Origin of the sequence: Vibrio sp. NFR (assembly GCF_027587095.1) — a bacterium.
Classification (GTDB): domain Bacteria; phylum Pseudomonadota; class Gammaproteobacteria; order Enterobacterales; family Vibrionaceae; genus Vibrio; species Vibrio harveyi.
In genome coordinates this window covers 42,803-54,520 of record NZ_JAPPTN010000020.1, presented here as the reverse complement: position 1 = coordinate 54,520, position 11,718 = coordinate 42,803, and the positions used below count along the sequence as shown (strand labels likewise).

Sequence of the window (11,718 nt, the reverse complement as noted above, 5' to 3'; positions counted from 1 at the left end):
TTTAAAGAACTTTTCTAACTAACTTGCCGCCTCAGCGCCTCGTCGTTAGGGGTGCGTATCTTACGCTTCCCGCTTTGAGAGTCAAGTATTTTTTCAAATTCTTTTTTCTCTCTTCCGACTCGCTGTGTGACTTTCGTCTCACTCCGTGTCGGTGGATGCGCAGTATAGGGAGTTGAGAAATTAGCGCAACCTTTTTTTGAAAAAAACTTTCTAAGCGGTTATTTATCCACCAAATGCGTTATATCTGCATATTTCTTCGTCACATTTGAGACATATCACAGCAATTGGTTGGAAAAACACCAACCATATACGTAAGATTCATGTGTCTATTTTGTTAATAGGCAGCCAATCTCTTTATCATCTATATGTAGTAATCAAAATGACGTCTAAAAAAAATCTGATCTTGTGTGCTGGGTTGGCGGTCATTGGGGGAATCATCTTCTCTCAGTTACCTGTGTCACCTGCCTTGAGCTTTGTTATCGGTGTTGTCGCTACTGCTTTTCTTTTTTCACTTTCTAGCAAAACACCTGTTCTTCAATCTTCGGATTCCGATCCTTCAACTAAAACGCTGTATGTCGGCAACCTTCCTTATAAGGCAAATGAAAGTCACGTTCGAGATTTGTTTGCTGAGTATGGTCAGGTCTATGCAGTACGCTTAATGAAAGATAAGCGCACTGGTAAAAGGAGAGGGTTTGGTTTTGTAGTGATGGCTGCGGCAGATGCAAAACCTGCTATCGCTAAACTTAACGAGAAGGAATATATGGAGCGTACACTTAAAGTGCGTATTGCTAACGATCCTAAACACCCTGATGGCGGTAAACCTGAACAGGATTAAACCCTAAGGTCGCCAAACAGGTATTCAGTGCATCTTCTTGCCAAGGAGGTGCACTGGCATAAATCTTCTTACTCCCTTCCTCTTGGCTTTCTTCCTTCATATCGCTGAGTAGTAATGCTTTCACTCGACGAGCAATGGCTTCGCCAGAATCAATTAACGTAACCTCTCCACCTAACGCTTGATGGATTTCCTCTTTAATCAAAGGAAAATGAGTGCACCCCAATACAGCTACATCGACTTTATTACGTAATGGGAGAAGAATGCTTTCGAGCTCTGGAATAGAAATACTTTCGCCACGCAGCTTTTCTTCTGCCATATCCACTAAGCGAGTGGAACCTAATAGTTCGACAGGTTTGCCTTGAGCAAAGTCACGGATCAGTTCATGAGTATATTGACGAGTCACGGTCGCGGGCGTAGCAATAAGTCCTACACCCTGAGAAGCGAGTAATGAGGCCGGCTTGATCGCAGGCACCACTCCGACAACCGGAATGGATAGATTCGCACGCAATGATGGCAACACTATGGTACTTGCGGTATTGCAGGCGATGACTACTATGTCAGCTTGATGCTCTTCAACCAATGCTGCCACCAGCTTATTAACGCGAGTGATCAGCACATCTTGGTCTAGCTCGCCATATGGGTAAGCTTCGTTATCGAACAGATACAAGTAATCCATGTTTGGTAGAAGTCGGTGGATTTCTTGGAAGACCGATAGCCCTCCGACACCGGAATCAAACACTAGGACTTTTTTCTTACTTGATGCTCGCACGAGTCTTACCTGCAAATTAGAGACTCGGCGATCATACTGGTTAGATTTGTTTTGGCAATGCTTTGGCTCGGTATCTTTGATGACTGAATCGCTCCCCTGTTTCCACTTCAAGCTTAGCCAACTCTATATGTCCTTGAAATGATGAGGTTGATGTCACCAATGTATGGAATTCGCCATCTTCGCCACAGGGATCAATATGACCGGGTAATGACTCAATCAACGTTTTGTCATACCAACATCCACACCACTCCGGCGGCAATACATTTCCATCGGTGGTAATCAACATGGTTTGAATTCCACGCTCGATAATTTCAAATGCCAATGCCTTGCTTTCTTCCCCCAACAAAGGGAATACACATTCCCAGCCGGCAGGTTCAATATAGCTGCGTCGATAATCAGCAATACCATTACAAAACATATCACCGAACGCGACAGCTTCTACATTCAGCCCACTGCTTTGTAGTGCATTAACGATCGTCGATTGATAAATGTCGTTATTCGGGAACACTTCAGGCAGTTCGATAGTAATGAGCGGAAGGCCAAGTAAGTCCGCCTGCATTTGCACGACCTCAAGCGGGGTTGCTTGAAAAGGGACTTCTTTATCAACATAAGTGGTGTACAAGCCAACTACCTGATAATGCGGATCTTCGTTTAGACGCTCCAACGTTAATGTAGAGTCTTTTCCGCTTGACCAGCTAATCACAACACGTTTTGGTTTAGTCATCGTCTTTCCTTGTTACCTATTTCCACCAGCGCTTTACTTACAAAAAGAAAGACCGCCGATATGGCGGTCTCGTTTAGCTTGATTAAAAGCGGTAGTCTGCCGAGACAAAGTACTGACGCCCTGGCGTCGCGTAACTAGTGTACATCTCGTAGTTTTTATCGAAAGCGTTGCTTAGCTTCGCATTAATATCCCAGTTTTGGTTCACGGCGTAAGAAGCAGTGAAGTTCCATAGGCTGTAGCTCGGTAGTCTGGTACTGCCATTAAAGCGTTCACCTTGGTACAGGTACTGCGAGCCCAACGTCCATTGGTCAAACGTTGCGTAGGCGTTCCACTTAGCACCACGCTTGGAGCGGTACGCTAGCTGAGTATCTTTTGCCCCAGACTTATCGACAGGATCTTTATAATCTAAGTAAAACTCGTGAGAAACGATATCCGTGTCGAATTTCACCTCTAGTTCGACACCTTTGATCTCAGCTTCACCCACGTTTTGCATGCCAGAGCCTTTCCAAATCAACATGTTCTCAATTTGGTTGTAGTAACCCGTCACCGTCCAATCAACAATCGATACAGCACCAGATAGCGACAGCTCGGTATTTTCTGATTCTTCTGGTTTTAGGTTTGGCATTTCGTAGCCTGGGTAATACAAATCAACAAAGCTCGGCGCACGGAAAGCAGTACCGTGGCTCAGGGTTAACTCGTAACCTTCGTAAAAACTCCAACCCGCAGCGGTTTGCCATGTGGTGTTGTTACCAAATTGATTGTTGTCGTCATTACGTACGCTTGCTTCTAACGTCCATACGTCATAAACATATTGAGCAATGGCACTAACACCAAAGTTAGTTCTTGGGTTCTTCTCTGGATCATAGTCTTTAGCTGGTCCCCAACTGTTCGCCGCAATGTAGCCTTTTGCTAGCTTCTCAGTACGGTAATCCAAACCGCCACCAATACTCAGTTCTTCGTTAACGCTGTACGAGTTCAACCAAATCGCGTTGAACTGCTCAATAGCAACATGATCGCCAGTAGATTTGTTTTGACCTGATTTATGGTCGTAGTTGTCTTGTTGACCATAAGCCAATTTTAATTCAGATGAGTAAACGTCTTTGTTGTATTCCAGCGATAAGTCGGTACCTACATACTCTACTTCACCAGTTTTTTTCTCATGACCACTCCAAATACTACTGTTGTCGTAATCGTATTCATTGTTGTAAGCACTCACCCCAACGTAACCAGACAAGTTGTCAGAAAAGTTTTGTTGGTAACCCAACTTCAGGTTTAGCGTTTCGAAGCCATGCTCATCGCCATCATTCAATCCTGGCTGAGGCTTAACATTAAAACCATCGGTTTTCTCGTATCCTAAGACACCCTTAAAGTGTTTACCTTCACCCACAGGTTTAGAGACCACAAACGTGCCTTTTTTATGGTTATTTGAGCCATAACCTGCAGACACTCGACCTGAATCGTCATTAATAGGCGCACGAGTAATAATGTTGATTACGCCAGAGATCGCTTCTGAACCATAGATAGAGGCTCGTGCACCACGAATGTAATCGATACGTTCGACAGAGTTGATTGGAAATTGGTTAAAGTCGATACCACCCATGATTGCACGAGGCATACGCACCCCATCAACTAAAACGAGTACTTGAGACGAGCTACCACCTCGAACGTAGATAGATGCGGATTGACCACGCCCACCGTACTGAGCAACTTCAACACTCGGCAGTGTACGGAACACATCAAACAGACTATTTGCTTGCAGGCGTTTAATGTCTTCTTTGGTTACCGTGACGGTTTGTGCAAGAACAGCACCATCAATTTGCTTGAAGCGGTTTGCCGTAACCACAACCGTTTCATCTGCGGAAACTTCTTGGGCCTGTGAATAAAAGGTAGGTGAAAGCAGCGATGCACACGTGATCGCAAGAAATGTTTTTCTCATTGTATTGTCCTAAGTCGCGTAATTCCTACCGAGCCCTACTCGTGTTGAGCAGTCCAGTGCTGTGGCTCAGTTGCTGGCAGGTATTCGGACTTAAGAGCAAGGTTGTACCGCCTACTTACTCGACTTCCCACATAAACTAATGCAGTGTCTTGATGAGCGTTCGTTCTCTTTTACCGCTGCGCGTCAGTTCTGGATTCTCACCAGATTCCCATTTCAGCCATCTAGATTGCTAGATAGCACCAGCTTGGGGCAAATACTATTAAGCTATTGATTATTTGTCCAGCCAATATTACCTCTGACAATTGTAACGATTTGGTTCATTGGTGTATCAACTGACACAGAACACACTATCTTTAAATCAATTGGGGCACAAAACTGGACATCCTATTGAGATTGAATAAAATCTGCGCTCTTAAATTGAATGCACCATAAAAGGTAAGATCATGGCTACTCTTGATGTAAACCCACAACGCTACCAAGAACAACTGGCTGAAAAAGTCGAACGTCTGAACGATATGTTCGCGCCATACAACGTGCCAGAACTGGAAGTGTTTGAATCACCAGAGCAGCACTACCGCATGCGTGCTGAGTTCCGCGTTTGGCATGAGGGTGAAGACCTTTACTACATCATGTTCAATCAAGAAACTCGTGAGAAATACCGCGTTGACCAATTCCCAGCAGCAAGCCGTCTGATCAACGACCTGATGCCACTACTAGTTGAAGCGATGAAAGACAACGAATCGCTACGTCGTAAACTGTTCCAAGTGGACTTTCTATCAACGCTTAGCGGTGAGATTCTGGTTTCACTGCTTTACCATCGCCAGCTTGATGAAGAGTGGATTGAAAACGCGAAAGCCCTTAAGCAGCGTTTGAATGATGAAGGCTTCAACCTAAACATCATTGGTCGTGCTCGTAAAATGAAGATTGTCCTAGACCGTGACTACGTGATCGAGAAGCTAGACGTAAATGGTCAAAGCTACATCTACCAACAAGTAGAAAACAGCTTCACTCAACCAAACGGCAAAGTCGCTGAGAAGATGCTGGAATGGGCAGTCGACTGTACTCAAGAAAGCACTGGTGATCTCCTAGAGCTTTACTGTGGTAACGGTAACTTCTCTTTGGCGCTGGCACAAAACTTCGACCGCGTTCTTGCAACTGAATTAGCGAAGCCATCTGTGGTTTCTGCGCAATACAACATTGCAGCGAACGAGATTGATAACGTACAAATCCTACGTCTATCAGCAGAAGAGTTTACTCAAGCAATCGAAGGTAAGCGTGAATTCCGCCGCCTACAAGATGCAGGTGTGGATCTGAAGAGCTACAACTGCAATACGATTTTTGTCGATCCACCGCGTTCAGGTATGGATGTCGATACTTGTAAAATGGTGCAAGGTTACGAGCGCATCATGTACATCTCTTGTAACCCAGAGACACTAAAAGAGAACTTGGACATTCTATGTGAAACCCACAACGTGACGCGTTTTGCTCTGTTTGACCAATTCCCTTACACACACCACATGGAAGCAGGTGTACTGTTAGAACGCAAAGCGTAATCCACCAGCATCAGACATAAAAAAGCGAGCTCAATGGCTCGCTTTTTTGTTGGATTCGTTTTGCTTATTCAGCGGTGGTCTTCTTTTCCATGAAACCCAGCTTCTTACCGATCCACGCTAGGAGAATCATTGAAACCAGAATGGCGAAGAAGTTAGAGCCTGCTTCTGGGTATTGCGCTTTAATAAACGCAGAGTGACCAAATGCACCTACGAAGAAACACGCCAGACCAACAAGTGGGATATCTTCTGATACTGGGTTGTTTAGGTATTCTTGGTACAGCGCCTGTACAGCTAGCACGAGTGCAATCAGAGGGAAGATTGAAAAAGACACTTCGCTCATGGTCAACCATGACAACAAAGCATCACCACACATACCTGCAACCAGTGCCAAAATCAGCGTTTTCTTTTCAGATTTATTTCCATTCGACATTATTCTATCCCGCCTTTTAATCGGTTACGTTCACGTTCTTTGCGATACCAATAGGCCCCTTTGGCTATCATTCGCAATTGCATGATCAATCGCTCGGCGAGTTCATCGCGCTCGCGTCGATCTAAATCTAAAGCTTCCGCACCAGAGCTAAACACCAAAGTAACCGACGCCTCTGCTTGAGTGAACGCCTCTTCTTTGGTCATTCCGGTGCTCATTAAGTACTCAGTTAATTCTGCCGCAAAATGCTGAATTTCTCGAGCGACGGCAGTACGAAATTCAGAGGAAGTGCCGGAGCGCTCACGCAACAATAAGCGGAAAACGTTAGGACTACTTTCAATGAATTCCATAAAGGTTTCAACTGAAGTTCGAATCACACTGCCTTCTTTGACAATACGCTGACGCGCCTGACGCATCAGTTGTCGCAACAACAGACCACCTTCATCAACCATGGTTAAGCCTAGCTCGTCCATGTCTTTGAAGTGACGGTAAAAAGAAGTTGGTGCAATTCCTGCCTCTCGGGCAACCTCACGCAAGCTGAGATTGGAAAAGCTGCGATCCGCACTGAGTTGATTAAATGCCGCATCGATCAACGATCGACGTGTTTTTTCTTTTTGCTGCGCGCGGATTCCCATCGATTTCATTCTTTAACTTGCTCTTTTTCTATTGGGTACGAGAGCTTCAATATAACGCATATCGCCCCCACGTATAAAGCGACGTTATCTGCCGATAAGCGGCGAGCACGTTACTATCGCCATGCATCTAATTGCAATCGCCTCACTTCAAATAGTAGACATATAGCATACCAATTAGTTCTTTTGGGCGATTCTGCGTGATCACTTCCACTCTCTAGCAGGCATTACGTGTTCCCAATAGAGTAAATGAGTTAAAATCCCGCTACAGCAATGTTAAGCAAATATAACAAGGAAGACATCATGGCGCATGCTAATCACTATGACGTGATCGTAATTGGTAGTGGCCCGGGCGGTGAAGGGGCGGCGATGGGATTGACCAAAGCCGGACTGAATGTTGCCATCGTAGAAAAGGAAAGCAGTGTTGGTGGCGGTTGTACGCACTGGGGAACCATACCATCCAAAGCATTGCGTCACGCAGTTAGCCGTATCATTGAATTCAATAGCAACCCGTTATTCTGCCGCAATAACACCAGCCTTCATGCAACATTTTCTGACATTTTAGGTCATGCAAAATCGGTAATAGATAAACAGACTCGACTTCGTCAGGGCTTTTATGATCGCAACTCATGCACACTGTTGTTTGGTACAGCCCGCTTTATCGATAACTACTCCATCGCCGTCATGCAAAGTGATGGTACGGAAGAAGTATACTCAGCGGATAAATTTGTTATCGCTACAGGCTCTCGTCCATACCAACCAAATGACGTTGACTTCTTACATGAACGCATCTACGACAGTGATTCCATCCTGAGCCTGAAGCACGACCCTCGCCACATCATTATTTACGGTGCAGGCGTGATTGGTTGTGAATACGCCTCAATCTTCCGCGGTTTAGGCGTGAAGACCGACTTGATTAACACTCGCGACCGCCTGCTCTCTTTCTTAGATAACGAAGTCTCGGATGCATTGTCTTACCACTTCTGGAACAGTGGCGTGGTGATTCGCAACGACGAAACATTCGAGAAAATCGAAGGCACCGAAGACGGCGTAATCGTACACCTGCAATCAGGTAAAAAGATGAAAGCAGACTGCTTACTGTATGCTAACGGTCGGACGGGTAACACAGACAAACTCAACTTACCTGCAGTGGGACTTGAAGGTGATTCGCGCGGACAGCTCAAAGTAGATGGTAACTACCGTACAGAGGTAGAACACATCTACGCAGTCGGTGATGTAATTGGCTACCCTAGCCTAGCGAGTGCAGCGTATGACCAAGGTCGTTTCGTGGCACAAGCCATCACTAAAGGGCAAGCTGACGGTAATCTGATTGATGACATCCCAACGGGTATCTACACCATTCCAGAAATCAGCTCAGTGGGTAAAACCGAGCAAGAGCTGACTGCGGCGAAAGTGCCTTACGAAGTGGGACGTTCTTCGTTCAAGCATCTAGCTCGTGCACAGATTGCAGGTAAAGACATCGGCAGCTTAAAAATCCTCTTCCATCGCGAAACCAAAGAGATTCTTGGTATTCACTGCTTTGGTGAGCGCGCTGCGGAAATCATCCACATCGGTCAGGCCATCATGGAACAAAAAGGCGAAGCCAATACGATTGAATACTTCGTCAATACCACCTTTAACTACCCGACGATGGCAGAAGCGTATCGCGTAGCGGCGCTAAACGGTTTGAACCGATTATTCTAATTCAATTGGGTTGCCATGATCCAAAAGCTAAAACAGCAGGTTTCGACCTGCTGTTTCTATTTGAGTGACTAGGCAAGAAAGCTTCCCTTACGCCATTGATAAAAGAAGATAGCGCCGAGTCCAATCCCTCGCATTGCCATGAAACTGGTCATCGCAAACCATAGTGCATGGTTTTGCCAGCCAGAGAACAAAAAGAAGATTGCAAAGAAGCAGCAAGTCGCCACGAACATACTGTTTCGCATGTCTTTACCTTTGGTGGCACCAACAAAAATGCCATCAAACAGGAAGCACCACATCGACGCCAATGGCATGACCACCAGCCACGGCAGATATACCGCAGCTTGCTGCTGCACCGCTTCAATCGAAGTGATCATGGCGATCAAGTGCGATCCCGCCAAACCAAATACCGTAGTCAAACCTAAACAGATGATAAGGCTCCAAAAGAAAGTACCAATCAGCGAAGCATTGAGCTGCGCTCGGTCTTTGGCGCCAATCGCTTTGCCAACCATGGCTTCCATGGCGTAAGCAAAACCGTCCATGCCATAGGAAATCATCATCAAGAAACTCATCAATACCGCATTGGCCGCAACCACATCATCACCAAAGCTCGCACCTTGGAAAGTCATAAAGCTAAACGTAGCTTGTAAACATAGCGAGCGTAAGAAGATATCGCGATTGAGTTTTACGAACCGCCCTAGCCCATGTTGAGTATCGGTTAGCAGGCTCTTAGGTGATGGCAACTGACGGGCACACCACGTCCTCCATACACACATCAAGCCAAACGCCATGCCTGAGTAGTCAGCGATTACCGATGCTAGCGCTGCGCCTTCTACTTTCCAACCTAAGCCAATAACAAACAGTAAATCGAGCGCAATATTGGTCACGTTGGTGATGATCACCATCCACATTGGGGCTTTGGAGTTTTGCGTTCCGAGCAGCCAGCCCAACAACACAAAATTCATCAGCGCAGCGGGCGCACTCCACACTCGAATAGAGAAATATTGCATGCCGTAGTGCTTCACTTCAGCACTGGCATCACTCCAACCAAAGATCAGATCCGCGATCGGGTTATGGGCAATAAGAAAGACTAACGCAAACAGCAGTGCCATCAGTGAGCCTTGCATAAACACCAAAGCAAGTTGTTTTCGGTCTTCACCACCATAGGATTGCGCCGCTAATCCAGTGGTCGACATACGTAAAAAGCCAAGCAACCAAAACGTCACACTGATCATGGTACTACCAAGCGCAACACCACCTAGATACCAAGCGTGTTCAAGGTGACCGATCACCGCAGCGTCAACCAAGCCCAATAGTGGAACAGTAATATTCGACAGCACCATAGGGATAGCGAGCGCTAACACTTGGCGATGCACTTGAGGATTCGATAAAGGAGAGAAGATAGAGTTTGTCACAGGCACCTCGTTGTTTAGATCAGCGAGTGTACCTGAGTGTTCAATGCCTAGCCAATTACCACTTGATGTGAACGAGAACTGGCGTGAGACGATGCTTCAACATTGGGATCTTATTCAGCCAGCGCTGCCATGCTTTCCAGCGTGAGCAAAATCGGTCGAATGGCGAGAAGGCTTTGACCCATTGCGCCCATGGCAGCCAATGCAGTACTTGTTGTGCTGGTGCTTCAAAACCATGTGCATACGTATCTGAGCCGAGCTTCTGACCCCATTTACTTTCGGTTAAGTCACCTGCTAGTACCATGCACACTTCTGCCGATACAAAATGACGACCCAGAGTTTGGATGAAAGTCGCAACGCGCGATTCATCACAATCGAGTAAAGCCATTTCACACAGAATCAATACTGGTGCTTTTTCAGGAATGCGCAGTTCATCTAACCAATTCATGTCTTCTACACTGCCACAACGATGCTCGTAGCGTTCGTTTTTATGAAACAATCGCTGACGCCAAACCAGATTCTCGGTGACATCCAGTTCAATCCAGTGACAACGACCATTGTCCAAACGGTAGAAACGCGTATCTAAGCCCGCACCAACGTTAATGATCCAAGCGTCTGAGTGTTGTTGAAGAAAGTGACTAACCTGCTGATCGCACAGCTGAGTTAAAGTCACGTGCAGCAACTGCTTCTGATCGACGTCGCCACTGATGCAATCTGGTGCCATCTTGCAGCTCAAGCACGCTTTTGCAGCGATCGGATCGTACACCAAACCGTTATCGACCAAGCTTTCGCGGCTACGCAAAAACAACGGTTTCAACAGATGATTGGGTACGTGATGTTGAGGCTTGGACATGGGCATTTCCTTGCGCCGAAAAGAAAATGGTTAAATGGAATTAGATGATAATAAATCTCAATATCACTTGCAAGTTTTAACGCAACAGCCAAACGCTCTGAATCAGTGCGAGCGTAACTATGCTCGGAAGAAAAGAAATATGCTTTGAAGAAAATAAAAGTGGGAATAGAAAGTGCAGAAAACACAAAGCCCAGCAGAACGCTGGGCTTTATTAGAATGCTTGAGGTAAGAAACCTACATCCAGTCAGTGTTACGGATGATGCCAACCGCCAGACCTTCAATCGTCAGGTGTTGCGATGTTAGGTCAACTTGGATTGGTGAAAACTCTTCATTCTCTGCATGCAGTAGAACTGTAGAACCTTTACGCTCTAAACGCTTCACCGTCACATCATCATCAACACGTGCAACCACAACTTGACCGTCGCGCACATCTTGAGTTTTGTGCACAGCCAGCAAGTCGCCGTCCATAATACCGATGTCTTTCATACTTTCGCCGTTTACGCGAAGTAAGAAATCTGCTTTTGGTTTGAACATCGCAGGGTCCACTTGGTAGTGAGACTCCACATGCTCTTGAGCCAGAATCGGCTCACCAGCAGCAACTTGACCAATCAAAGGCAGACCTTGATCGTCGTTTGCCGCATCTTCGAGTAGGATTCGAATCCCGCGAGATGCGCCTGGAATAATTTCAATCGCTTGTTTACGAGCAAGCGCTTTTAGGTGTTCTTCTGCGGCATTCGCAGAGCGGAAGCCAAGCTCACGCGCAATCTCTGCACGAGTTGGTGGCATTCCGGTGTCTTCGATTTTGCTTTTAATCAAATCGAAGACTTGTTGTTGGCGTGGCGTTAACGGCTTCATATGTCACCTGTCTTTTTATAC

Annotated in this window: 11 protein-coding genes and 1 riboswitch; of the genes, 3 read left to right on the top strand and 8 right to left on the bottom strand. The window is 46.0% G+C overall.

Annotation, left to right across the window (positions count from 1 at the left end):
* Window positions 1-379 precede the first annotated feature (379 nt).
* On the top strand, window positions 380-835 hold the full coding sequence (locus tag OH463_RS24845; protein WP_005451980.1) for an RNA-binding protein: 456 nt from the start codon (window positions 380-382) through the stop codon (window positions 833-835).
* On the opposite strand, the gene murI is transcribed toward OH463_RS24845, so the two are convergent.
* The 3 genes from murI to OH463_RS24830 all read right to left on the bottom strand — a co-directional run bounded on the left by murI (window position 798) and on the right by OH463_RS24830 (window position 4,264).
* Window positions 798-1,604 carry a glutamate racemase gene (murI, locus tag OH463_RS24840; protein WP_005451981.1) on the bottom strand — a complete coding sequence of 269 codons (807 nt, stop codon included), beginning with the start codon at window positions 1,602-1,604 and terminating at the stop codon, window positions 798-800. The two genes, OH463_RS24845 and murI, sit on opposite strands and share 38 nt — an antisense overlap.
* 40 nt (window positions 1,605-1,644) lie before the next feature.
* Window positions 1,645-2,328, bottom strand: coding sequence for an ATPase (locus tag OH463_RS24835; RefSeq protein ID WP_050937483.1), 684 nt, complete (start codon window positions 2,326-2,328; stop codon window positions 1,645-1,647).
* An 82-nt stretch (window positions 2,329-2,410) separates the two neighbouring features.
* On the bottom strand, window positions 2,411-4,264 hold the full coding sequence (locus OH463_RS24830; RefSeq protein WP_005451983.1) for a TonB-dependent receptor domain-containing protein: 1,854 nt from the start codon (window positions 4,262-4,264) through the stop codon (window positions 2,411-2,413).
* A 58-nt stretch (window positions 4,265-4,322) separates the two neighbouring features.
* Window positions 4,323-4,523: riboswitch (cobalamin riboswitch) on the bottom strand.
* A 184-nt stretch (window positions 4,524-4,707) separates the two neighbouring features.
* Here OH463_RS24830 and trmA point away from each other — a divergent pair.
* The gene (trmA, locus tag OH463_RS24825; protein ID WP_005451984.1) at window positions 4,708-5,817 is read left to right on the top strand and encodes a tRNA (uridine(54)-C5)-methyltransferase TrmA; all 1,110 of its coding nucleotides are present in this window, start codon (window positions 4,708-4,710) and stop codon (window positions 5,815-5,817) included.
* Between the two features lie 64 nt (window positions 5,818-5,881).
* On the opposite strand, the gene OH463_RS24820 is transcribed toward trmA, so the two are convergent.
* Both OH463_RS24820 and fabR read right to left on the bottom strand, forming a co-directional pair.
* Entirely contained in the window at window positions 5,882-6,247 is a 366-nt protein-coding gene (locus OH463_RS24820) for a YijD family membrane protein (protein WP_005430908.1), read from the bottom strand.
* Window positions 6,247-6,888: an HTH-type transcriptional repressor FabR gene (gene fabR / locus OH463_RS24815; RefSeq protein ID WP_005430912.1), complete on the bottom strand. Its 642-nt coding sequence runs from the start codon at window positions 6,886-6,888 to the stop codon at window positions 6,247-6,249. The genes OH463_RS24820 and fabR overlap by 1 nt, the downstream gene beginning before the upstream one ends.
* A 261-nt stretch (window positions 6,889-7,149) precedes the next feature.
* On the opposite strand from fabR, the gene sthA reads away from it, so the two are divergent.
* Window positions 7,150-8,580: a Si-specific NAD(P)(+) transhydrogenase gene (gene sthA / locus OH463_RS24810; protein ID WP_012126563.1), complete on the top strand. Its 1,431-nt coding sequence runs from the start codon at window positions 7,150-7,152 to the stop codon at window positions 8,578-8,580.
* A gap of 68 nt (window positions 8,581-8,648) precedes the next feature.
* Here sthA and dinF read toward each other — a convergent pair whose 3' ends face one another.
* The 3 genes from dinF to lexA form a co-directional block, all read right to left on the bottom strand.
* Window positions 8,649-9,992 (bottom strand): MATE family efflux transporter DinF, encoded by a 1,344-nt coding sequence (gene dinF, locus OH463_RS24805; RefSeq protein ID WP_269992988.1) that lies wholly within the window; start codon window positions 9,990-9,992, stop codon window positions 8,649-8,651.
* A 55-nt stretch (window positions 9,993-10,047) separates the two neighbouring features.
* The gene (locus OH463_RS24800; RefSeq protein ID WP_009695929.1) at window positions 10,048-10,842 is read right to left on the bottom strand and encodes a class I SAM-dependent methyltransferase; all 795 of its coding nucleotides are present in this window, start codon (window positions 10,840-10,842) and stop codon (window positions 10,048-10,050) included.
* A gap of 234 nt (window positions 10,843-11,076) precedes the next feature.
* Entirely contained in the window at window positions 11,077-11,697 is a 621-nt protein-coding gene (gene lexA, locus OH463_RS24795) for a transcriptional repressor LexA (RefSeq protein ID WP_005438488.1), read from the bottom strand.
* Window positions 11,698-11,718: the final 21 nt, after the last annotated feature.